Annotated in this window: 27 protein-coding genes; 13 read left to right on the top strand and 14 right to left on the bottom strand. The window is 58.9% G+C overall.

The features are described from left to right. The first annotated feature begins 8 nt into the window (after positions 1-8). Positions 9-683: a bifunctional 4-hydroxy-2-oxoglutarate aldolase/2-dehydro-3-deoxy-phosphogluconate aldolase gene (locus B3N48_RS25715; RefSeq protein ID WP_296188513.1), complete on the top strand. Its 675-nt coding sequence runs from the start codon at positions 9-11 to the stop codon at positions 681-683. Positions 684-1,004: 321 nt separating this feature from the next. Here B3N48_RS25715 and B3N48_RS25710 read toward each other — a convergent pair whose 3' ends face one another. Together B3N48_RS25710 and B3N48_RS25705 are read right to left on the bottom strand one after the other, a co-directional pair. Further along, complete coding sequence (locus B3N48_RS25710; RefSeq protein ID WP_296188512.1) at positions 1,005-2,210, bottom strand: aminotransferase class V-fold PLP-dependent enzyme; 1,206 nt, start codon at positions 2,208-2,210, stop codon at positions 1,005-1,007. Positions 2,211-2,233: 23 nt separating this feature from the next. Further along, the gene (locus tag B3N48_RS25705; RefSeq protein WP_296188511.1) at positions 2,234-2,497 is read right to left on the bottom strand and encodes a DUF3820 family protein; all 264 of its coding nucleotides are present in this window, start codon (positions 2,495-2,497) and stop codon (positions 2,234-2,236) included. 230 nt (positions 2,498-2,727) lie between these two features. Between B3N48_RS25705 and B3N48_RS25700 the strand changes: the two genes are divergently transcribed. Beyond that, positions 2,728-3,198 (top strand): PA2169 family four-helix-bundle protein, encoded by a 471-nt coding sequence (locus B3N48_RS25700; protein ID WP_296188509.1) that lies wholly within the window; start codon positions 2,728-2,730, stop codon positions 3,196-3,198. Between the two features lie 69 nt (positions 3,199-3,267). Here B3N48_RS25700 and B3N48_RS25695 read toward each other — a convergent pair whose 3' ends face one another. From B3N48_RS25695 to B3N48_RS25645, 11 genes are all read right to left on the bottom strand, one after another. Next, positions 3,268-4,776, bottom strand: a complete 1,509-nt coding sequence (locus B3N48_RS25695; RefSeq protein ID WP_296188508.1) for a sensor domain-containing diguanylate cyclase — start codon at positions 4,774-4,776, stop codon at positions 3,268-3,270. Between the two features lie 275 nt (positions 4,777-5,051). Continuing rightward, complete coding sequence (locus B3N48_RS25690; protein WP_296188506.1) at positions 5,052-5,324, bottom strand: HPr family phosphocarrier protein; 273 nt, start codon at positions 5,322-5,324, stop codon at positions 5,052-5,054. A 14-nt stretch (positions 5,325-5,338) separates the two neighbouring features. Further along, positions 5,339-6,196 (bottom strand): RNase adapter RapZ, encoded by an 858-nt coding sequence (gene rapZ / locus B3N48_RS25685; protein WP_296188505.1) that lies wholly within the window; start codon positions 6,194-6,196, stop codon positions 5,339-5,341. 2 nt (positions 6,197-6,198) lie between these two features. Then, positions 6,199-6,663: a PTS IIA-like nitrogen regulatory protein PtsN gene (ptsN, locus tag B3N48_RS25680; protein WP_296188503.1), complete on the bottom strand. Its 465-nt coding sequence runs from the start codon at positions 6,661-6,663 to the stop codon at positions 6,199-6,201. A 12-nt stretch (positions 6,664-6,675) separates the two neighbouring features. Further along, positions 6,676-6,984 (bottom strand): ribosome hibernation-promoting factor, HPF/YfiA family, encoded by a 309-nt coding sequence (hpf, locus tag B3N48_RS25675; protein WP_296188501.1) that lies wholly within the window; start codon positions 6,982-6,984, stop codon positions 6,676-6,678. A gap of 77 nt (positions 6,985-7,061) precedes the next feature. Next, positions 7,062-8,561 (bottom strand): RNA polymerase factor sigma-54, encoded by a 1,500-nt coding sequence (locus B3N48_RS25670; RefSeq protein ID WP_296188499.1) that lies wholly within the window; start codon positions 8,559-8,561, stop codon positions 7,062-7,064. 189 nt (positions 8,562-8,750) lie between these two features. After that, positions 8,751-9,476 carry an LPS export ABC transporter ATP-binding protein gene (gene lptB, locus B3N48_RS25665; protein WP_296188498.1) on the bottom strand — a complete coding sequence of 242 codons (726 nt, stop codon included), beginning with the start codon at positions 9,474-9,476 and terminating at the stop codon, positions 8,751-8,753. Then, entirely contained in the window at positions 9,476-10,024 is a 549-nt protein-coding gene (lptA, locus tag B3N48_RS25660; protein WP_296188496.1) for a lipopolysaccharide transport periplasmic protein LptA, read from the bottom strand. Before lptA ends, lptB begins: the two co-directional genes overlap by 1 nt. Next, on the bottom strand, positions 10,011-10,583 hold the full coding sequence (gene lptC, locus B3N48_RS25655; protein ID WP_296188495.1) for an LPS export ABC transporter periplasmic protein LptC: 573 nt from the start codon (positions 10,581-10,583) through the stop codon (positions 10,011-10,013). The genes lptA and lptC overlap by 14 nt, the downstream gene beginning before the upstream one ends. Before the next feature lie 10 nt (positions 10,584-10,593). Then, entirely contained in the window at positions 10,594-11,136 is a 543-nt protein-coding gene (locus B3N48_RS25650) for a KdsC family phosphatase (RefSeq protein ID WP_296188493.1), read from the bottom strand. Next, positions 11,137-12,111, bottom strand: a complete 975-nt coding sequence (locus tag B3N48_RS25645) for a KpsF/GutQ family sugar-phosphate isomerase (protein ID WP_296188491.1) — start codon at positions 12,109-12,111, stop codon at positions 11,137-11,139. A gap of 315 nt (positions 12,112-12,426) precedes the next feature. On the opposite strand from B3N48_RS25645, the gene B3N48_RS25640 reads away from it, so the two are divergent. From B3N48_RS25640 to hisC, 10 genes are all read left to right on the top strand, one after another. After that, positions 12,427-13,236 (top strand): ATP-binding cassette domain-containing protein, encoded by an 810-nt coding sequence (locus B3N48_RS25640; RefSeq protein WP_296188489.1) that lies wholly within the window; start codon positions 12,427-12,429, stop codon positions 13,234-13,236. Then, entirely contained in the window at positions 13,236-14,033 is a 798-nt protein-coding gene (gene mlaE / locus B3N48_RS25635; protein ID WP_296188487.1) for a lipid asymmetry maintenance ABC transporter permease subunit MlaE, read from the top strand. Before B3N48_RS25640 ends, mlaE begins: the two co-directional genes overlap by 1 nt. Then, positions 14,033-14,500: an outer membrane lipid asymmetry maintenance protein MlaD gene (gene mlaD, locus B3N48_RS25630; RefSeq protein WP_296188485.1), complete on the top strand. Its 468-nt coding sequence runs from the start codon at positions 14,033-14,035 to the stop codon at positions 14,498-14,500. The genes mlaE and mlaD overlap by 1 nt, the downstream gene beginning before the upstream one ends. Before the next feature lie 11 nt (positions 14,501-14,511). After that, a complete protein-coding gene (locus tag B3N48_RS25625; RefSeq protein WP_296188484.1) occupies positions 14,512-15,153 on the top strand; it encodes an MlaC/ttg2D family ABC transporter substrate-binding protein in 642 nt (213 codons plus the stop codon). Further along, the gene (locus B3N48_RS25620) at positions 15,150-15,455 is read left to right on the top strand and encodes an STAS domain-containing protein (RefSeq protein WP_296188483.1); all 306 of its coding nucleotides are present in this window, start codon (positions 15,150-15,152) and stop codon (positions 15,453-15,455) included. Before B3N48_RS25625 ends, B3N48_RS25620 begins: the two co-directional genes overlap by 4 nt. A 114-nt stretch (positions 15,456-15,569) precedes the next feature. Continuing rightward, entirely contained in the window at positions 15,570-15,809 is a 240-nt protein-coding gene (locus tag B3N48_RS25615) for a BolA family protein (protein WP_296188481.1), read from the top strand. 23 nt (positions 15,810-15,832) lie between these two features. Continuing rightward, entirely contained in the window at positions 15,833-17,098 is a 1,266-nt protein-coding gene (gene murA, locus B3N48_RS25610) for a UDP-N-acetylglucosamine 1-carboxyvinyltransferase (RefSeq protein ID WP_296188479.1), read from the top strand. 165 nt (positions 17,099-17,263) lie between these two features. After that, positions 17,264-17,899 carry an ATP phosphoribosyltransferase gene (gene hisG / locus B3N48_RS25605; protein WP_296188476.1) on the top strand — a complete coding sequence of 212 codons (636 nt, stop codon included), beginning with the start codon at positions 17,264-17,266 and terminating at the stop codon, positions 17,897-17,899. 147 nt (positions 17,900-18,046) lie between these two features. Then, positions 18,047-19,375 carry a histidinol dehydrogenase gene (hisD, locus tag B3N48_RS25600; protein WP_296188475.1) on the top strand — a complete coding sequence of 443 codons (1,329 nt, stop codon included), beginning with the start codon at positions 18,047-18,049 and terminating at the stop codon, positions 19,373-19,375. Positions 19,376-19,377: 2 nt separating this feature from the next. Further along, a complete protein-coding gene (gene hisC / locus B3N48_RS25595) occupies positions 19,378-20,430 on the top strand; it encodes a histidinol-phosphate transaminase (protein WP_296188473.1) in 1,053 nt (350 codons plus the stop codon). Positions 20,431-20,590: 160 nt separating this feature from the next. Here the strand turns inward: hisC and algW are convergent, their stop codons facing one another. Next, on the bottom strand, positions 20,591-21,751 hold the full coding sequence (gene algW, locus B3N48_RS25590; protein ID WP_296188471.1) for a Do family serine endopeptidase AlgW: 1,161 nt from the start codon (positions 21,749-21,751) through the stop codon (positions 20,591-20,593). Between the two features lie 101 nt (positions 21,752-21,852). Here algW and B3N48_RS25585 point away from each other — a divergent pair, with 101 nt between their 5' ends. Beyond that, complete coding sequence (locus B3N48_RS25585; protein ID WP_296188469.1) at positions 21,853-22,611, top strand: Nif3-like dinuclear metal center hexameric protein; 759 nt, start codon at positions 21,853-21,855, stop codon at positions 22,609-22,611. The last annotated feature ends 74 nt before the right edge of the window (positions 22,612-22,685 follow it).

Here is a 22,685-nt window from a genome sequence, read left to right as displayed (position 1 = left end):
CAGCCGCCATGGAAAATACCCACGTGAAACAGCCGTTGAATAGCATGGCGAGCAAGATTGCCCAGATCGACGAACTCTGCGCAAAAGCAAAGATTCTCCCGGTCATCACCATTGCACGCGAACAGGACGTGCTGCCGCTGGCCGATGCGCTGGCAGCAGGCGGCCTGAACGCGCTGGAAATTACCCTGCGTTCCGAATTCGGCCTCAAGGCCATTCGCATGCTGCGCGAAGCACGCCCTGAGCTGTGCGTGGGCGCGGGCACGATCCTCGACCGTCACATGCTCAAAGCAGCAGAAGATGCAGGCTCGCAATTCATCGTCACCCCAGGCAGCACCCAGGATTTGCTGGAAGCGGGCGCGCAGAGCGAATTGCCGCTGCTGCCCGGTGTCAGCAGCGCGTCGGAAATCATGATCGGTTATGCCTTGGGCTATCGCCGCTTCAAGCTGTTTCCAGCCGAAATCAGTGGCGGTGTCGGGGCGATCAGAGCGCTCGGCGGGCCATTCCCGGAAGTGCGCTTCTGCCCAACCGGCGGCGTCAGCGCAGCCAACCTGAAAAACTACATGGCACTGCCTAACGTAATGTGCGTGGGCGGCACCTGGATGATCGACAACGCATGGGTCAAGAACGGCGATTGGGGTCGTATTACCGATGCAACAGCCGAGGCAATCGCGCTGTTCGATTGAAAATTGCGTCAAATGCCTTACCGGTTGATTCTCGACAGCCCCCGTTCATGCGCGAGCTGTTTAAATCCTCTCCAGAGGCTGGGATTCAAGCGGTGAGGCGCTGCTACAGAAGTCGTTGTTGCATGGCTATTTAACGGTGCTCCCTTGGTCCGGAGCGCCGTTTTTTTTGCCTGTGCGATATATATGTACCGCACTCGACCTGATCCGGAGGCGTATCTTTATCGCACCTTTTGCAAAGGTACTTTTCCATTGAAACTCTTTTGCGGCGCCGTCTCTTCCACGGTCGCCGCTTTTTTTTGCCTCTCGGTGCCGCTTCGAGCCTCAGGCCAGCGCGCGCAGGGCCGCCACTAGCTTCGCCACATCGTCAGTGGAGGTGATGAAACCGGGCGTGATCCGAATGCACGGGCCACACGCAGAGCCGGCGCGGGCGACCACAAAAATCTCGTGCTCATCGAGCAATCGTTGAGCCATCAAAGACTGATCGTCATGGCGCGTGAAGCGCAGCGACGTGATCCCGCAGTACAGCCGTGGATCATCCGGCGTCAGAACCTCGATACCCGGAATATGACGTGCCTCGCGAACCCACAGGTCCCGTAAATAGGCCAAGCGTGCACCCTTTACCGCAGAGCCGCCGATGGCCCGGTGTTCCTCGAACACCTTGGTCAGCGACAGCAGCGCAGGAATGTTCGGCGTCCCATACGGCACCCGCCCCAGGATGTCGTCGATGGCGTAACGTTCGTCGCCCATGTCTGGATCAATGGCCGACAACCGCTCCTGCTTCACATAAATGAAGCCGAGGCTCAGTGGCGCGCCCATCCATTTCTGCAGGTTGAAACCGGCAAACGAAACACCGAGCGCATCCAGTTTGAAATCCAGCTGGCCAAGGGCGTGAGCGCCGTCCAGGATCACGTCGATACCGCGCGACTTGGCCAGCGCTGCGATGGCCTCGACCGGCATCACCAGCCCGGTGCGGTGGGTCACGTGGGTCAACGCCATCAGCTTGAGCCGTGGATTGGCAGCGAAGGTTTCGCGATACGCCTCGACCAGGGATTCATAGCTCGCTGGGTGAGCGTGATGAATCTCGATGAGTTCCGCGCCGCGTTGTTTGGCCAGCCAGCGCATGGCCGTCTGCACGCTGATGTAGTCCAGGTCGCTGATCAGCACCTGATCCCCCGGTTGCAGCGCGTTGTAGTTGCGAATCAGGGTTTGCAAAGACTCTGAAGCGCAGCGGGTGAGGGCGACTTCTCGCGTCGGTACGTTGAGCAACCGTGCAAGATCGGCACGAATGACTTCGCTGTCCTGGGTATCGAATTGTTGCCTGACATAGACCGAATTGGTGCGGTTCACATAGGCCAGGTGTTGCTCGTAAGTCCGCAGCACCTCGCGTGTCATGCGTCCAAAGTAGCCATGTTCGAAGTTGATCGGCCCCGGCTCAACGTCGTATTGACCTGCAACGTTGCGCCAAAACACTTCGTCCTGAGCGCGTTGCTGTGCAGCAGAGAGGGCAGCGGTTTGCAGAGGCGTCATCACGTCATTCATCTCGTCAGAGGTCAGGAAAAGCGAATCGGTGTTTTCAAAGGGGATCTCCGCAACGGCTCGCGGGGACTGCTACGAAGCGGGTCGAGCAGCGCAGACAGACCGTTGTGATCAATCTCCTGCATCAGTGCAAGCAGACTGCCCAGCTCTCCCTTTGGGAAGCCTTTGCGCGCAAACCAGTTCAGATAGTCGCCTGGCAAGTCTGCAAGCAACCGTCCTTTGTATTTGCCATAAGGCATTTCGCGGGTGACTAAAAGTCTGAGTGTCTCGGGATTCATTACGCCACCGCTGGTCTTTTTTGCTGAACCGCTAAGGTACGTGCATTTTGCATAGCTGCAAATGGATAGATCATGCAAAAAGACAGGGCTACCTGTTTCTTGCAAATAATAACTAGTTGATATTCAAAGATTTTTATTCTTGTAAAACCTGGCATGCAGCCTGCAACAGTCGTCCTATCGAATGAAGAAGTACCCACGTTTCGATTAACCTGCCAGAAAGGAACTGCAAAATGACGGATATCAACAAAGAAGCAATCTCTGTCCTCAATGACCTGATTGAAACCAGCATTGACGGCGAGAAAGGTTTTCACACTGCTGCTGAAGACGTCAAAAACCCTGAAATCAAGGCGTACTTCCTTTCGCGGTCTACTGAATGTGCAACCGCTGTTCGTGAGCTTCAAGCCGAAGTGCGCTCCTTGGGCGGCGACCCGGATAAATCCTCCAGCGCGACCGGCGCAGTGCATCGCCTCTGGGTTGAGCTGAAAGCTGCTGTAACCGGCAAGAGCGATGAAGCTGTATTGAACGAGGTCGAACGCGGTGAAGACCACGCTTTGAAGGCTTACAAAGAAGCAGCGCAGAAAGCGGTAGAGAAAAATCTTCCTGCTAGCGTGACTACGCTGATTCAGCGCCAGCTGCCTGGCGTGCAAGCCAATCACGATAAGGTCAAAGCATTGCGTGACACTGTGCGCAGAGCGAGCTGATCGGAGCGTTTGAGCGTCTACCGCTCATCCTGACTCCCAATAAAAACGCCAGCATCGTCTGGCGTTTTTTTATGCCATTTCCGGGGGCGGGTTAAATTCGGTTCGGTTACGGCCGCTGTGTTTCGCGCGATACAGCGCGTTGTCTGCATCAGTAAACAGCTGGGCCTGCCTGTCGCTGGCACGGGGTAGCCTTGAGGCAATGCCAATGCTGACCGTGACCGGATGCTTGTCGCCCGCGTAAGGCGGCAGCCCCTCTATCGCCGTTCTGATCTTTTCGGCGATGACTCGAGCCCCCTGCAGGTCGGTTTCCGGCAGCACCACCAGAAATTCCTCACCGCCATAGCGCGCCGCCAGGTCACCCGGTCTACGAATGGCCGCGGCCAGGGTCTGGGCCACACTGCGCAATGCCACATCCCCGCCGTGATGCCCGTGTCGGTCATTGAATGCTTTGAAATGGTCCACGTCGATCATCAGCAGTGACAGCGGCTTGCCGGATCGCATCCCCCTCGACCATTCCTGCTGAAACACCTGATCCAGTCGGCGGCGGTTGGCAAGGCCCGTCAATCCGTCGGTCGATGCCAACTCAGCCAGTTCCCGCTCAGCGATATGCCGCAGCTTCAGCTGTTTGCCTAGCAGGTACGACAGCCAGAGAATGCCTAGACACAGCAGGCTTGTCGCGCCGCCCACCAGAATCGCATTACGTTTCCACACCGCGTAGACCACATCTCGGGATTGGGCCACGATGACGATCAATGGCAGCTCGCCCACGCGTGAGAAGGTGTACAACCGCGTCACGCCGTCCAGATCCGACACTGCCGTGAAGCTCCCGCTGTTTTGCTGGAGAATCCGGCGAAAAGTAGGACGCTGACTGAAATCTTCGCCAACGGAGTATCTGTCCGGTTGCTCCGCTTGCCGGGCCAGCAGTATCCCCTCAGCGTTGATCAGGTTGACCGTGCTGTTTTTGCCGACGTTCAAGCCGCGAAACAGCTGGTTGAAATACGTCAGTCGCATCGACGCGCTGGCAATGCCGGTGAATCGGCCATCAGGGGAGGGCAGGCGGCGGCTGAAACTGATGCACCAATCCTTGAATCCCCAGCGCGCTTTGAACGGGCCGCCCACACGCAGGGTCGTCGACGGATTCTCGCGGTGCTGCTTGAAAACCAAGCGATCGGAGAAGTTGTCCTGTCGAGGAATGACCGACAGCGAATCAGCCACAATGTCGCCGGTTTCGTCGAGAATCACCAGATCGCCCTTGTAAGGGGCCGCCGTTGAACGTTCGAAAATGATCAACTGGCGCAGCTGGGACGACAGCGACTTTACTTCCGGATCTTGCCAAGTCGCAATCATGCCCTGAAGCGATGTGTCGTAAAGCTCGGCATTGCGCTGTACGTCTGCGTCGATCAACTGCACGACGTTGTTCGCCGACTGCACGGCGCTGTCAGTGGCGCTTGCGTATTCGCGAATCAGCAGCGAGGCCACGATTGTGAGAATCGCCACCACGGCCAGCACGCTGCCCGACATCAGCATTTTTTCCGAGCGAGACCAGGCTCGGTAGGCCGCAGCGGGGGTGAATGTCATCGATCAGCTCTGTCAGCAATTCAGCTATTGAGGCCTGTGTGTACAGGCGTTAGCAGTCTGTTCAAGCTGGTCCATGCTTGAAGGTGACGGGTCGGGACGTGCTTTGTTGAAGCGTGGATTAAAGATGCTTCGGGGGGATTGATCAAGTCCGGTGAAATTGAAATCGCTAGAAAGGATGACTGGCCGTATCAAGCCAGGTGGAAGCGGTTTCGTGAAGTCCCTTGAGTGGCGGACTTCACGGGAGACGCCGTGAGGGAGCCTGAATCTGCAGACAGTCATTCCCCCTCGTCGAACTTGTTGTTGATCAGCTCGATCAAACCGTCCAGCGCCGCTTGTTCGTCATCGCCCTCGGTGAGCAGATGAATGTCGGTGCCTTTGCCCGCGGCCAACATCATGACGGCCATGATGCTCTTGCCATCGACCATGGTGTCCGGGCTGCGGCCGACACGGATCTGACAGGGGTATTTGCCGGCCACTCCGACGAATTTTGCGGCGGCACGGGCGTGCAGGCCCAGCTTGTTGATGATGGTGATTTGATGAGCGGGCATCGCGTTGGAGATCCTTAGCTTAGGTCGCGGTGGCGGACCTGAACATTCTTGAGCGATTGTTGCAGCACATGACCCAGACGCTCGGTCAGGTAGACGGAGCGGTGGTGTCCACCGGTGCAGCCAATGGCAATGGTGACGTAGGCGCGGTTGCTGGCGGCGAAGCGCGGCAACCATTTGGTCAGGTATGACGAGATGTCCTGAAACATCTCTTCGACATCCGGTTGTGCGGCCAGATAGTCAGCTACCGGTTGGTCAAGCCCGGACTGCTCACGCAACTCGGGTTTCCAGTAAGGATTGGGCAGGCATCGCACGTCGAACACCAGATCCGCGTCCACCGGCATGCCACGCTTGAAACCGAAGGATTCAATCAGAAAGGCGGTGCCCGGTTCCGGCTTGTTCAGCAGGCGCAGCTTCAGGGTGTCGCGCAGCTGGTAAAGATTGAGGTGGGTCGTATCGACGGTCAGATCAGCCAGGTCGATGATCGGCCCCAACAGGGTCTTCTCGTCGCGAATTGCCTCGGCCAGCGAGCGTGTGGCATTGCTCAGCGGATGACGACGGCGGGTCTCGGAAAAACGCTTGAGCAGTGTGGACTCTTCGGCATCGAGGAACAGCACGTCGCATTGAATGTGCCGTGCGCGCACTTCTTCGAGCATGCGCGGGAAACGGGTCAGGTGGCTGGGCACGTTTCGGGCGTCAATGGACACGGCCAGCAGCGGCTCTGCGAGTTCGGTGTTGATGAGCGCGCGTTCGGCAAGTTCAGGAAGCAGGCCGGCCGGCAGGTTGTCGACGCAATAGAAACCGCTGTCTTCGAGAACATCGAGGGCCGTGCTCTTGCCGGAGCCGGAGCGACCGCTGACGATGATCATGCGCATGATCAGTGGCCGGTCTGAGCGTCGAGCACGACGTTGTAAAGCGATTCGCTGTCCTTGGCGCCGCGCAGGCTGGCGCGCACATCTGCGCGGTCGAGCATGCTGGCGATCTGACGAAGCAGTTCAAGGTGCGCATCGGTGGCGGCTTCGGGAACGAGTAATACGAATAGCAGGTCCACCGGAGCGCCGTCGATGGCATCGAAATCGACGGGCTTTTCCAGGTGCAGCACTGCGCTGACCGGCGACGTGCAGCCTTTCAGTCGACAGTGAGGGATTGCGATTCCGTTACCGAAGCCGGTGGAACCCAGCTTCTCGCGGGCAATGAGGCTTTCATAGACGGTTTGCCGATCGAATCCAGGCACTTCTCGCCCGATCAGTTTGGCAATCTCTTCAAGAACGGCTTTTTTACTGCCGCCTGGCACGTTCACAAGGGAACGGCCAGGGGTCAGGATGTTTTCAAGTCGGATCATGGATGGGGAATGTCAGCGAGCGGCCGCACCTTTGAGGATGCTTTGCTGCTTTTCCTTATGCTTGAGCAATTGTCTGTCGAGCTTGTCAGTGAGCAGGTCGATTGCTGCGTACATGTCATCGTGTTCGGCATTCGCAACGACCTCTCCACCAGGGATGTGCAGGGTGGCCTCGATCTTCTGTTTGAGTTTCTCGACGGCCATCGTCACCTGCACGTTCGTAATCTTGTCAAAATGCCCTTCGAGCTTCTTCAGCTTCAGCTCGACGTACTCGCGCAGGGGCTTGGTCACTTCCAGTTGGTGTCCACTGATGTTGACTTGCATACAGCTTCTCCTTCGTTGCCAGTGCATTAAGAGGCAGGCTGAGTTGCCTGCCACTGGAACGCTGTGGCGTGTGACCTTTACATCAGTCGCTTGCGTTCGCTGGACGGCGCGATGCCTAAGGACTCGCGGTACTTGGCGACCGTGCGACGGGCCACTTGAATGCCTTGTGCCTCCAGTAAACCAGCGATCTTGCTGTCACTCAACGGCTTTTTCTGATTTTCCGCGGCAACCAATTTTTTGATGATCGCGCGGATGGCGGTGGACGAGCATTCGCCGCCCTCGGAAGTGCTGACGTGGCTGGAAAAGAAATACTTCAGTTCGTAGATGCCGCGGGGCGTATGCATGAACTTCTGAGTGGTGACGCGGGAGATGGTCGACTCGTGCATGCCCACCGCCTCGGCGATATCGTGCAGCACCAATGGCTTCATCGCCTCGTCACCGTACTCCAGAAAACCGCGCTGATGCTCAACGATCTGGGTCGCGACCTTCATCAGGGTTTCGTTGCGGCTTTGCAGGCTCTTGATGAACCAGCGCGCTTCCTGCAACTGATTGCGCATAAAGGTGTTGTCAGCACTGGTGTCGGCGCGACGCACGAAACCGGCGTATTGCGGATTCACGCGCAGGCGCGGGACGGCTTCTTGATTCAATTCGACCAGCCAGCGCTCGTTGTCTTTGCGCACGATGACGTCGGGCACCACGTATTCGGCTTCGGAGGATTCGATTTGCGAGCCCGGACGCGGATTGAGGCTTTGCACCAGTTCAATGACCTGGCGCAGATCGTCTTCCTTGATCTTCATGCGCCGCATCAGCTGCGCGTAATCGCGGCTACCGAGCAGATCGATGTAGTCGCACACCAGCTTCTGCGCTTCGGCGAGCCATTTGGTCTTGGCCGGCAATTGGCGCAGTTGCAACAGCAGGCATTCACTCAGGGTGCGGGCACCGACCCCTGCGGGTTCGAACTGCTGGATGCGGTGCAGGACGGCCTCGATTTCGTCCAGCTCAATGTCGAGTTCCGGATTGAAGGCGTCCAGCAATTCCTCCAGCGTCTCGTCGAGGTAACCCTGGTTATTGATGCAGTCGATGAGTGTGACAGCGATCAAGCGATCGGTATCGGACATCGGGGCCAGATTCAGCTGCCACAGCAGATGGCTTTGCAAACTCTCGCCCGCTGACGTACGCGTGGTGAAGTCCCACTCGTCATCATCGTTGCTGGGCAGGCTGCTGGCGCTGGTCTGGTAGACGTCTTCCCATGCAGTGTCGACAGGCAGCTCGTTGGGGATGCGCTCGCTTTCACTCCAGTCACTGTCTTCCAGATTGTCGACAGTAGGGGCGGATTCCTGATAGGTCGGTTCTTGTACGTCAGGGTTGGGCTTTTGCTCGATGTTGTCGGCCATCGGGTCGGCGTTATCGAAGTCGTCGCCTTCTTCCTGGCGCTCCAGCATAGGGTTGGACTCCAACGCCTCCTGAATTTCCTGTTGGAGATCCAGAGTCGATAATTGGAGTAAGCGGATGGCCTGTTGCAGCTGCGGTGTCATCGTCAGCTGCTGGCCCATTCTCAAGACTAGCGAAGGTTTCATGGCAGGGACTTAACACCTTATTCGCCGGCGCACATGCGCGCCATCCACTACTTGGGGCGCCGAGGCGCCAACTTAAGCAAATTATATGCCCGAAGCCGGTGTGTTTGCCTAGGGTGTAATGACATTTTATGTGAGGTTGGCGATGAGGCGCATGCTGTGCGCGCCAACCAACCCCTGTCATTTGCCTGGTTACAGGCGGAATTCATGGCCGAGGTAGACTTCCTTGACCAATTGGTTGGCCAGGATGGTTTCGGCATCGCCTTCTGCGATCAGTTGCCCATCGTTGACGATGTAGGCCGTTTCACAGATGTCGAGGGTTTCACGGACGTTGTGGTCGGTGATCAACACGCCAATACCCTTCGCCTTGAGGTGGTGAATGATCTGCTTGATGTCGCCCACGGAGATGGGGTCGACGCCCGCGAAGGGTTCATCCAGCAGGATGAATTTGGGGGACGTTGCCAGCGCACGAGCAATTTCGACACGGCGACGCTCGCCACCTGACAGGCTCATCCCGAGGTTGTCGCGGATGTGCGTGATGTGGAACTCCTGCAGCAGGCTTTCCAGCTCTTTGCGGCGTCCGGCTCGATCGAGTTCCTTGCGGGTCTCGAGAATCGCCATGATGTTGTCCGACACCGACAGCTTGCGGAAGATCGACGCTTCTTGCGGCAGGTAGCCGATACCAGCACGTGCGCGGCCGTGCATGGGCTGGTGGCTGACATCCTGATCGTCGATCAGCACACGGCCCTGATCGGCCTGAACCAGACCGACGATCATGTAGAAACATGTTGTCTTGCCCGCGCCGTTGGGACCGAGGAGGCCGACAATCTGACCGCTGTCAATCGACAGGCTGACGTCACGTACGACCTGGCGGCTCTTATAGGCCTTCGCCAGGTGTTGGGCTTTCAGCGTTGCCATTACGGGGCCTTCTGCTGGTCGGTTTTCTTTTTCGGCTGGATCACCATGTCGACACGAGGGCGTGCTTCAGTGACCTTGCTGCCAGTGGCTCGGCCAGCACTGGCAAGTTTTCTCACCGTGTCATAGACGATTTTCTCGCCCTGAGTCACGTTGTTGTCCTTATCGACCACTTTGGCTTTATCGATCAGCACGATGCGGTTTTGCGGCGCATGGTACTGAATCGTCACGCCCCAGCCCTGGACCGGTTTCGGGTCGCCAGCGGTCTGCAATTGCTCGAAATACGCAAGGTTGCCGACAGAGGTCACCACATCGATATCGCCACCCGGCGTGCGGGTCATGGTCACCTTGTTACCGGTGACCTTCATCGAGCCTTGGGTGATGATCACGTTACCGGTGTAGGTGGCGATGCCTTGCTTGTCGTCCAGTTGGGCGTCATCGGCTTGAACACGGATAGGCTGATCCTGATCGTTCGGCAGAGCCCAGGCGCTCACGCTTCCCAGTGCCGCGCCCAGGCCAAGCAAAATAGGGAGGGTTTTAAGGAGCCTCATACTGTCCTCTTGCGTTCGATAGCAGGTGTATCCTGCTTTCTTTTAGATAGGCTTTCATACCCGTACCGGTGCTCACACCGTTGAAACCGTCGATTCTAACGGGTTGCGCGGTTTCCGCATATTGCTTCTGAGGGAAGACAGTCATGCGTGTGCTGGTGATGATCGTAGTGCGGTTCTTTTCGTCCGTGCGATTGATGCGCACCTTGTCGATCAGCTCGACATGATCCCCGCCTGGCGACACTTCGGCGCGAACGCTTTGCACGTGCCACGGAAATTCCGATCCGCGAAACATCTGCAGAACCGGCGTGGTCATCAAGGTCACGTCGGTGGCCTTCAGGTGCTCGACCTTGTCGGCCGTCATGTCGTACTGCATGGAGCCGTCCGGCAGGTACTGAATGCTGTGAGCATTCATCGCGTAATAGTCGATGGCGTTGTCATCCACGGCCGCCTTGGGCTGGTCCATGAAGCTCTCCGGACTGATGTTCCAGTAGCCAGCCGCTGCGAGCAGCGCCGCCAGCACACCGAAGATCAGAAACGTACGAATTCTTTTGCTCAGCATAAATGCACTTCTATAAGTAGGCGGCGTGGGCCGCTTCGAGGTTGCCCTGGGCTGTCAGGATCAACTCGCAGAATTCCCGGGCGGCACCTTCGCCGCCTCGTGCCTGAGTGGTTGCGTGGGCATGCTGGCGAACGAACCCGGCGGCATTGGCCACGGCCATGCCCAGACCGACCCGGCGGATCACAGGCAAGTCGGGCAGGTCATCGCCCAGATAGGCGACCTGCTCGTAGCTTAGGTTCAGTTGCTGCAAAAGCTCGTCGAGCACCACCAGTTTGTCTTCGCGGCCTTGATAAAGATGAGCGATGCCGAGGTTTTTCGCGCGGCGCTCGACCACCGGGGTCTTGCGGCCACTGATGATAGCCGTCGCCACCCCCGAGTTGATCAGCATCTTGATGCCCTGACCGTCCAGGGTATTGAAGGTCTTGAACTCGCTGCCGTCTTCCAGGAAATACAACCGGCCATCGGTCAGCACGCCATCGACATCGAAGATCGCCAGTTTGATGCCTTTGCCTCGGTGCAGCAGCTCGCTGTTATTGACGTTGTCGACGCTCATTTACATCACTCCCGCGCGCAGCAGATCCTGAAGGTTGAACGCACCCACCGGGTAGTCGTTCCCGTCGACGACGATCAGTGCGCCGATTTTGTTGTCTTCCATGATTTTCAGCGCTTCGGCCGCCAGCATGTCCGAGTGCACGGTTTTGCCATGAAGGGTCATGACGTCGTCGATGGTGGCCTGACGAATATCGATGTCGCGATCCAGCGTCCGGCGCAAATCGCCGTCGGTAAAAATGCCGGCCAGTCGACCGTCGGCTTCGACGATAGCGGTCATGCCCAAGCCCTTGCGGGTCATTTCCATCAGCGCATCACGCAGTGGCGTGCCACGGGCGACCTTCGGCAGATCGGCTTCTGTGTGCATCACATGCTCGACCTTGAGCAGTAATCGACGGCCCAGCGCGCCACCGGGGTGCGAAAAGGCAAAGTCTTCGGCGGTGAATCCGCGCGCATCCAGCAGGGCGACGGCCAACGCATCGCCCATGACCAGCGCAGCCGTGGTCGAGGAGGTCGGTGCCAGGTTGAGTGGGCACGCTTCTTTCTCGACCCGGGCATTGAGATTGACGTCCGCCGCCTTGGACAGCGTCGACTCAGGGTTGCCGGTCAGGCTGATGAGCTTGATGCCCAGGCGTTTGATCAGCGGCAGCAGCGTCACGATCTCAGCAGTGGTGCCCGAATTGGACAGCGCGAGGACGATATCAGCGCTGGTGATCATGCCCATGTCGCCATGGCTGGCTTCGGCGGGATGGACGAAAAACGATGGGGTGCCAGTGCTGGCCAGCGTCGCTGCGATCTTTTTACCGATATGCCCCGACTTGCCCATGCCAACCACGACCACGCGACCCTGACTGGCCAGAATCATCTCGCAAGCGCTTACGAAATCCGCATCGATGTGCGCCAGCAAACCCTCGACGGCTTCGATTTCGAGGCGAATGGTGCACTGGGCGGATTGAATCAGGTCGCGGGCGTTGGTCATGTCGAGAATAGGGTCGGTCGGGTGAAAAGGCGGGGATTATAGCGACAATGTTGAAAAGCCTCACGCTTCATCGTCGCTGTTTGTTTAATAGAAGCTCGCGGTCCTTCAGTTCCTGTTCAGCAGCACTCTGTTTCCAGCGCAGGAAATGTCTTCTCGGGCTGAAATATCTGTCCCTATTAACGACTTGCCATGTTGGAGCTTTGGCGGTGTTCGACAGCGGTGTTATAGTTCGCCGCTTGTTCGGCCCCTCCAGACAGTGTGTCGTTCGTCAAGGACGCGGCATCTGAGAAACAGGCTGCATCGCAAGGAGTTTAGATGAGCGCCGATAACGCCTACGCGGTCGAATTGAAGGGTGTGTCCTTCAAGCGCGGCTCGCGCAGCATCTTCAATAATGTCGACATCCGCATCCCCCGGGGCAAAGTCACCGGCATCATGGGGCCGTCGGGCAGTGGCAAGACCACACTGCTAAGGCTGATGGGCGCGCAGTTGCGTCCCAGCAGTGGCGAAGTCTGGGTCAATGGCCAGAACCTGCCGCAGCTGTCGCGCAGTGACCTGTTCGATGCACGCAAGCAAATGGGCGTTCTGTTCCAGAGCGGGGCACTGTTTACCGATCTCGATGTCTTCGAGAACGTGGCGTTCCCGCTGAGGGTTCACACCAAGCTGCCTGAAGACATGATCCGCGACATCGTTCTGCTGAAACTGCAGGCGGTCGGCTTGCGCGGAGCGGTCGAACTGATGCCCGACGAGCTGTCGGGCGGCATGAAGCGTCGCGTCGCCTTGGCTCGGGCGATCGCGCTCGACCCCCAGATTCTCATGTACGACGAGCCTTTCGTGGGGCAGGACCCGATCGCCATGGGCGTGCTGGTGCGGCTGATTCGCCTGCTCAACGATGCGCTGGGCATCACCAGTGTCGTGGTGTCCCACGATCTGGCCGAAACCGCGAGCATTGCCGACTACCTCTATGTCGTTGGCGACGGTCAGGTGCTGGGACAGGGGACGCCACAAGAGCTGATGCAGTCGGACAACCCACGCATCCGCCAATTCATGACAGGGGATCCAGACGGCCCCGTGCCTTTCCACTATCCGGCACCGGATTATCGCGAAGATCTTTTGGGGAAGCGCTGATGCGCAGAAAGTCATTGATGGATCGTGTTCGCCTGATGGGGCGCTCCGCGATCGATATTGTTGCAGTGCTGGGACGTTCGGGGATTTTTCTGGTTCATGCCTTGCTGGGGCGGGGTGGAATTGGCGGCGGTTTCCAACTGCTGGTTCGCCAGCTGTATTCGGTCGGCGTGATGTCGCTGGCGATCATCGTCGTGTCCGGTATTTTCATCGGCATGGTGCTGGCGCTGCAGGGATTCAGCATCCTGGCGAAGTACGGCTCCGAGCAGGCCGTCGGGCAAATGGTCGCCCTCACGCTACTGCGCGAATTGGGGCCGGTCGTCACGGCCTTGCTGTTCGCGGGTCGTGCAGGTTCGGCGTTGACCGCTGAAATCGGCAACATGAAATCCACTGAGCAGCTGTCCAGCCTGGAAATGATCGGCGTCGACCCGCTCAAATACATCGTCGCCCCTCGTCTGTGGGCCGGATTCATTTCATTGCCCGTGCTGGCCCTGATCTTCAGTGTGGTCGGCATATGGGGCGGTTCGTGGGTCGCGGTGGACTGGCTGGGCGTCTATGAAGGTTCCTTCTGGGCGAACATGCAGAACAGCGTTTCTTTCCCGAACGATGTCATCAACGGTGTCATCAAAAGCGTCGTCTTCGCCTTTGTGGTCACCTGGATCGCCGTGTTCCAAGGGTATGACTGCGAGCCCACCTCAGAGGGGATCAGTCGCGCCACGACCAAGACCGTGGTCTACGCCTCGCTGGCCGTACTGGGCCTGGACTTTATTTTGACCGCCTTGATGTTTGGAGACTTCTGATGCAAAACCGCACCCTCGAAACCGGTGTCGGCCTGTTCCTGCTGGCCGGGATTCTGGCTTTGCTCTTGCTCGCCCTGCGCGTCAGCGGTCTGAGCGCCAGCACGACCAACGACAGTTATAAACTTTATGCAAATTTCGACAATATCGCCGGTTTGACTGTCAGAGCGAAGGTGACCATGGCCGGTGTGACCATCGGCAAGGTCACTGCAATCGATCTGGACCACGATACCTTCATGGGCCGCGTGACCATGGAAGTGGATAAGCGGGTGAACAATCTGCCGTCCGACTCTACTGCGTCGATCCTGACCGCGGGCCTGCTGGGCGAGAAATACGTCGGCATCAGCGTTGGCGGCGATGACCAGTTGTTGAAGGATGGCGGCACGATTCATGACACCCAGTCGTCGTTGGTACTCGAGGACCTGATCGGTAAATTCCTGCTTAATACGGTCAATAAAGACGCCAAATGAGGAAGCTGTTCATGATCTCTACCTTGCGACGTGGCCTGCTGGTACTGCTTGCAGCGCTGCCCCTGATGGCCAACGCGGCGGGCTCCGCGCACGATCTGGTGCAGGACACGACCAACAAGATGCTCGCCGATCTAAGTGCCAATAAAGAGAAATACCGGCAGGACCCTGCTGCGTTCTACAGCGCGCTGAACACCATTGTCGGCCCGGTGGTCGATGCCGACGGCATTTCCAAAAGCATCATGACCGTCAAGTATTCGCGCAATGCCACGCCGGCGCAGATGCAGACCTTTGCGGAGAATTTCAAACGGGGGTTGTTCCAGTTCTACGGCAACGCCTTGCTGGAGTACAACAACCAAGGTATCGCGGTTGATCCGCCAAAGGATGAGTCAGGTGATCGCACCAGCGTAGGTATGACCGTCAAGGGCAGCAACGGCGCGGTTTATCCTGTGCAGTACACGCTGGAGAAGGTTGGCGGCGAATGGAAGTTGCGCAACGTAATCATCAACGGCATCAACATCGGCAAGCTGTTCCGTGATCAGTTCGCTGACGCCATGCAGCGCAACGGCAACAATCTGGACAAGACCATCAATGGCTGGGCCGGGGAAGTCGCCAAGGCCAAGGAGAAATCCGACGATGGCAAGGCTGCTCAATGAGTGAAGCATGTGTGACCGCCGTCGGTGGCGGCGAGCTGAAGCTGTTCGGCGTGTTGGACTACCGCACTGGGCCAGGCCTTCGTGAGCAGGGCGCACAGCTGATCAAGGCCAGCGACGCGCCAACGTTGGTGCTGGATTGTTCTGCGGTAGAAAAGTCCAGCAGTGTGGGCCTTGCCCTGCTGCTGGCGTTCATGCGCGACGGGCAAGCGGCTGGCAAGTCGGTCAGCGTCCGAGCGTTGCCCGAAGACATGAAAGAGATTGCACAGGTATCGGGTCTGACCGAACTGTTCGAACACCATTGATGGCTGTCATCGATCAAGCCCCTCGTCCGTCGCCTGCAAAGTAGGGTTCGCAACGAGAGGGCTTTTTTGTATGATGGCCGACCCGCGCGCGTAGGGCGCCGATTGAGGTTAAGCATGCAGGCCGTAGAAGTTAAAAGCTTCCTTGAAGGTAAGCTGCCAGGAATCCAGGTCGAGGTTGAAGGCGAAGGCTGCAACTTCCAGCTGAACGTGGTCAGTGACGAATTGGCTACACTGAGTCCAGTCAAGCGCCAGCAGCAGATCTACACGCATTTGAACCCATGGATCGCCGATGGCAGCATCCATGCGGTCACCATGAAATTCTTCAGCCGCGCTGCATGGGCCGAGCGCACCTGAGCCAATTTGGCGTCGAGATTCCAATGGACAAACTGATTATTACTGGCGGCGTTCGTCTTGATGGCGAAATCCGCATTTCCGGGGCGAAGAACTCTGCCCTGCCGATTCTCGCAGCCACGTTGCTGGCTGACGGTCCTGTGACCGTTGCCAACCTGCCACACCTGCACGACATCACCACCATGATCGAGCTGTTCGGGCGCATGGGCATCGAGCCCATCATCGATGAAAAGCTCAGTGTCGAAATTGACCCCCGCACCATCAAGACCCTGGTCGCGCCGTACGAACTGGTGAAAACCATGCGTGCGTCGATTCTGGTGCTGGGACCGATGGTTGCCCGTTTTGGCGAAGCCGAAGTCGCATTACCAGGTGGCTGCGCTATCGGTTCGCGTCCAGTCGACTTGCACATTCGTGGGCTGGAAGCGATGGGCGCGGTCATTGAAGTAGAGGGCGGCTACATCAAAGCCAAGGCGCCGGAAGGCGGTCTGCGCGGTGCGCACTTCTTCTTCGATACCGTCAGCGTGACCGGTACCGAAAACATCATGATGGCCGCCGCGCTGGCCAACGGTCGTAGCGTTCTGCAGAACGCGGCCCGCGAGCCGGAAGTCGTCGATCTGGCGAACTTCATCAATGCCATGGGCGGCAAGGTCTCGGGTGCCGGCACGGACACCATCACCATCGACGGTGTGAAGCGCCTAGGCCAAGCAACCTACCGCGTCATGCCTGACCGTATCGAAACCGGCACTTACCTGGTGGCGGCTGCCGTGACCGGTGGCCGGGTCAAGGTCAAGGACACCGATCCGACCATTCTCGAAGCCGTGCTTGAAAAGCTGCGTGAAGCCGGTGCAGAGATCACCACCGGCGAGAACTGGATCGAGTTGAACATGCATGGCAAGCGTCCGAAGGCCGTGAATCTGCGCACCGCGCCGTATCCGGCATTCCCGACCGACATGCAGGCTCAGTTCATTTCGCTGAACGCCATTGCCGAAGGCACGGGCGCGATCATCGAAACGATCTTCGAAAACCGCTTCATGCACGTGTATGAAATGCACCGCATGGGCGCGCAGATCCAGGTCGAAGGCAACACCGCCATCGTCACTGGCTGCGAGAAACTCAAGGGCGCGCCGGTCATGGCAACCGACTTGCGGGCGTCGGCCAGTCTGGTGTTGTCGGCGTTGGTCGCGGAAGGCGACACGTTGATCGACCGCATCTACCACATCGACCGTGGCTACGAGTGCATCGAAGAGAAGCTGCAAATGCTGGGCGCGAAGATCCGTCGCGTGCCGGGCTAGCAATCCTCGACCTCCCGTTCCCCGGAGTCACCGGGTAACGGGACGGTTGTTTGAAGGTTTGACCTTTTGAATTGTTTCACCTCGGGTCCGTCTCTGACGACTCGACGGCTGCCGGGCGCCAATTGCGACCCGGCATGCGCATGCTGATAAGGACTGATGTTTCCCATGTTGACCATCGCACTGTCCAAGGGCCGAATCCTTGACGACACTCTGCCGCTTCTCGCTGCCGCGGGCATCGTGCCGACCGAGAATCCGGACAAGAGCCGCAAGTTGATCATTCCGACGACGCAGGACGACGTGCGCTTGCTGATCGTGCGGGCGACGGACGTGCCAACGTACGTCGAGCATGGTGCGGCGGACCTGGGTGTGGCGGGCAAGGACGTGCTGATGGAATACGGCGGTCAGGGCCTTTACGAGCCGCTGGACCTGCAAATTGCCCAGTGCAAACTGATGACCGCAGGAGCGGTGGGGGCGGTCGAGCCCAAGGGCCGACTCCGCGTGGCGACCAAGTTCGTCAACGTGGCCAAGCGGTATTACGCTGAACAGGGTCGCCAGGTCGACATCATCAAGCTGTACGGCTCCATGGAGCTGGCGCCGCTGGTGAACCTTGCCGACAAGATCATTGACGTCGTCGACACCGGCAACACGCTGCGAGCCAATGGCCTCGAGCCTCAAGAGCTGATCGCCCACATCAGTTCGCGCCTGGTCGTCAACAAAGCTTCCATGAAGATGCAGCACGGCCGCATCCAGGCCCTCATCGACACCCTTCGCGCTGCCGTGGAGTCGCGACACCGCGGTTGACTGTTTCGCGGGGCTCTGAAAAAAGTCCCGCCCAGCTATCCGTGTCATAGCCAAATTTCTCAGGTGCCTGCGCGGATGGCTTGGTAGCTTAGGCCCCTGCCTTCGCATTAGGCTCCTGAGAAAACGCCATTTATAGAGGCTCACGCTATGACCACTTCCAACACCCTTCGCCGACTCGACGCTGCTGACCCGGATTTCGCCCGACATCTGGATCATCTGCTGAGCTGGGAAAGCGTGTCCGACGATTCGGTCAATCAGCGTGTGCTGGAGATCATCAAGAACGTGCGCGAGCGTGGCGATGCGGCGCTGGTGGAATACACCCAGCGTTTCGATGGCCTGGACGCGGCCTCCATGGCTGACCTGATTCTGCCCCGCGAGCGGCTGGAACTGGCGCTGACACGCATTACCCCGGCTCAACGTCAGGCGCTGGAAAAAGCTGCCGAGCGCGTGCGCAATTACCATGAACGCCAGAAGCAGGATTCCTGGAGTTACACCGAAGCGGACGGCACCGTGCTAGGGCAGAAGGTCACGCCGCTGGACCGCGCGGGACTGTATGTACCGGGCGGCAAGGCATCCTACCCCTCGTCAGTGTTGATGAACGCAATTCCGGCCAAGGTGGCGGGTGTTGGCGAAGTGGTGATGGTCGTGCCGACGCCGCGCGGTGAAATCAACGAACTGGTGTTGGCTGCTGCCTGCATCGCGGGGGTTGACCGCGTGTTCACCATTGGTGGTGCGCAAGCGGTGGCAGCACTGGCGTACGGCACGGAAAGCGTCCCACAGGTCGACAAAGTGGTTGGTCCCGGCAACATCTACGTCGCGACTGCCAAACGCCATGTGTTTGGTCAGGTCGGCATCGACATGATTGCCGGTCCGTCGGAAATCCTCGTGGTGTGCGACGGCCAGACCGACCCTGACTGGATTGCCATGGATCTGTTCTCCCAAGCCGAACACGACGAAGACGCTCAAGCGATTCTGGTCAGCCCGGACGCTGCCTTTCTCGATCAGGTCGCTACGAGCATCGCCAAACTGATGCCGACCCTTGAACGCGCCGAGATCATCAACACCTCGATCAACGGGCGTGGCGCGCTGATCAAGGTGGCTGACATGACGCAAGCCATCGAAGTCGCCAACCGCATTGCGCCCGAACACTTGGAGCTCTCGGTGGCCGATCCTCAAGCCTGGCTGCCCCAGATTCGTCATGCGGGCGCGATCTTCATGGGGCGTCACACCTCCGAAGCATTGGGCGACTACTGCGCAGGCCCGAACCACGTACTGCCGACGTCAGGCACGGCGCGCTTCTCGTCGCCGCTGGGTGTCTATGACTTCCAGAAGCGCTCCTCGATCATTTTCTGCTCGGAAGAGGGCGCGTCAGAGCTGGGCAAAACCGCTTCGGTGCTGGCGCGGGGCGAGTCGCTGACCGCCCACGCGCGCAGTGCCGAATACCGGATCGTCGACAATCAACAAGAAGGCAAGTGAGCATGAGCAAGTTCTGGAGTCCTTTCGTTCGTGACCTCGTGCCTTACGTGCCGGGCGAACAACCCAAGCTGACCAAGTTGGTGAAACTGAACACCAACGAAAACCCCTACGGCCCGTCGCCCAAGGCGATTGAAGCGATGCGCGCCGAGGTCAACGACGACCTGCGCCTTTATCCCGATCCCAACGGCGATCTGCTGAAGCAGGCTGTGGCCCGTTATTACGGCGTTGAGGCCAACCGCGTGTTCCTCGGCAACGGCTCCGATGAGGTGCTGGCCCACGCGTATCACGCGTTCTTTCTGCAAGAAAAGCCGCTGCTGTTCCCGGACATCAGCTACAGCTTTTACCCGGTGTACTGCGGCCTGTACGGCGTGGCGTACGAAGCGGTGCCGCTGGACGAGCAGTTTCAGATTCGTGTCGAAGACTACGCGCGGCCGAACGGCGGGATTATTTTCCCCAACCCCAACGCACCGACGGGCTGCTTGATGGCGTTGGAGGCGGTCGAGCAGATCCTCGAAGCCAGCCCGGATTCAGTGGTGATCGTCGACGAGGCCTACATCGACTTTGGCGGGCAGACAGCCATCAGTCTGGTAGATCGTTACCCGAACCTGCTGGTCACCCAGACCCTGTCCAAGTCCCGTTCACTGGCAGGCCTGCGCGTCGGCCTTGCGGTGGGGCACCCTGATCTGATCGAGGCGCTGGAGCGAGTCAAAAACAGCTTCAACTCCTACCCTCTGGATCGCGTCGCCATTGCCGGCGCGGCGGCGGCGTTCGATGATCGCGAATACTTCGAGCAGACGTGCAAGCAGGTCATCGCCAGTCGCGAAAAGCTGGTTGGGCAGCTGCAAGCTAAAGGCTTCGACGTGTTGCCATCGGCCGCGAACTTCATCTTCGCTCGCCACCCCAACCACGATGCAGCGGGCCTCGCGGCCAAGGTGCGTGAGCAGGGCGTGATCGTTCGCCACTTCAAACAGGAGCGCATCGCGCAATTCCTGCGCATCTCCATCGGCACGCCAGAGCAGAATCAAGCGCTGGTGGATGCGTTGGGGGCGTTGTAGCGATTTATTGTAGGAGCGTGCTTGCCCGCGATTGCGATGGGTCAATGGCTGATGTGTTGCCTGATCAAACGCGATCGCGGGCAAGCGCGCTCCTACAGTTGGCCGCGGCGGTTCAGCCGACAATCAGGTTGCCGGTACCCCGCCTCTGCATGCCTGAAGCTTAATCCTCAGCCGCAGGCGGCGGCGTCTGCGGCGGGCGCAGCCCCACTTCAGCCATCAACTTCAACTCCTTGCCGTTGCGCATGACCTGAATCGCGATCTTTTCCGCTGGCTTGGTGCGCGCCACCTGGTTCATCGACCGACGGCCGTCACCGGCAGGCTCGCCGTTGATGCTTAGGATCACATCACCCAATTGCAGACCGGCCTTCTGCGCAGGCCCATCGCGGAAGATTCCGGCCACTACAATCCCCGGACGGTCTTTCAAACCGAAGGATTCGGCCAGCTCCTGCGTCAGCGGCTGCACCTCGATGCCGAGCCAGCCGCGGATCACCTGGCCGTGCTCGATGATCGACTTCATCACCTCCAGCGCCAGCTTGGTCGGGATCGCGAAGCCGATGCCTTGCGAGCCGCCCGACTTGGAGAAAATCGCCGTGTTGATCCCGGTCAAGTTGCCGTTGGCGTCCACCAGCGCGCCGCCCGAGTTGCCGGGGTTGATCGCGGCGTCGGTTTGAATGAAATCTTCGTACGTGTTCAGGCCCAGTTGATTGCGGCCGGTGGCACTGATGATGCCCATGGTCACCGTCTGGCCAACGCCGAACGGGTTGCCGATGGCCAGGGCAACGTCACCAATGCGAATGCTGTCGGAACTGCCGAGGGTGATGGAGGGCAGATTCTTCAGGTCGATCTTCAACACCGCGAGATCGGTTTCCGGATCGCTGCCGATCACACGGGCGATGGTCTCGCGGCCGTCCTTCAACGCAACGACGATCTGGTCAGCGCCGGAGGTCACGTGGTTGTTGGTCAGCAGATAGCCCTCGGGGCTCATGATCACCGCCGAGCCCAGGCTCGATTCCATGCGTCGTTGCTTGGGCAGGTTGTCACCGAAGAAGCGGCGGAACTGGGGATCTTCGAACAGGGGGTGGTTGGGTTTGTTATTGACCATTTTGGTCGTGTACAAGTTGGCCACGGCCGGGGCTGCGCTGCTCACGGCGTCGGCGTAGGACACCGGGCCTTGTTGAATGAACGCAGTCTGGGGCGCCTGTTGCAGATTGACGTCCTGACTGGGCAGGCCGACCCACTGGGGATAGCGCTGGATAATCAATAAAGCGATAAGCACACCAGCGAGCAATGGCCAGCCGAGAAAACGCAGCGCTTTGAACATTGAGCAAGGTCCTGAGGGTAGATACGCAGCTTACCTGCGCCATAATGGCGGGCATTATACGAGGACCGGGACGGTCTGAACCGCAAATTTAGGAGACTTTTATGGCTGTTTCTCTGAGCACTCTGGTGGCCGAAGCCGACCGCTATCTGGGCAGTGCCCGGGTTCAGGATTATTGCCCCAACGGTCTGCAGGTCGAGGGGCGTCCACAGGTCACTCGAATCGTTTCCGGCGTCACTGCCAGCCAGGCATTGCTGGACGCCGCCGTCGAGGCCAATGCCGACTTGGTGCTGGTACACCACGGCTATTTCTGGAAAGGCGAAAACCCATGCATCACCGGCATGAAGCAGCGGCGCCTCAAGACCTTGCTCAAGCACGACATCAGCCTGCTGGCCTACCACCTGCCATTGGACTTGCACGCCGAAGTCGGCAACAACGTGCAACTGGCGCGACAGCTGGACATTACCGTCGAAGGCCCGCTCGATCCGGACAATCCCCGCATCGTAGGTTTAGTGGGTTCATTGTCCGAGCCCATGACCCCGCGTGATTTCGCCCACCGCGTGCAAAGTGCGCTGGGGCGCGAACCTGTCCTTATAGAAGGCAGCGATATGATCCGTAGGGTGGGCTGGTGCACGGGAGGCGGACAGGGCTACATCGACCAAGCGATTGCCGCGGGGGTCGATCTGTACCTGAGTGGCGAGGCGTCCGAGCAGACCTTCCACAGCGCGCGAGAAAACGACATCAGTTTCATCGCCGCGGGCCACCACGCTACGGAGCGTTATGGGGTCCAGGCCCTCGGCGATTACCTGGCGCGACGCTTTGCGCTGGAGCATCTGTTCATCGATTGCCCCAATCCAATTTGAAGTGGCCTCACGCATCCTCAGGATTTCTCTTGTAGTAGCCGGCTTGCTCGCGAAAGCGGAGTGTCATCCAACAC

The organism is Pseudomonas sp. UBA1879 (assembly GCF_002338065.1).
In the GTDB taxonomy this organism is placed as follows: Bacteria; Pseudomonadota; Gammaproteobacteria; order Pseudomonadales; family Pseudomonadaceae; genus Aquipseudomonas.
The sequence above is the reverse complement of the archived record's forward strand: the minus strand, read 5'-3'. Positions and strand labels throughout refer to the sequence as shown.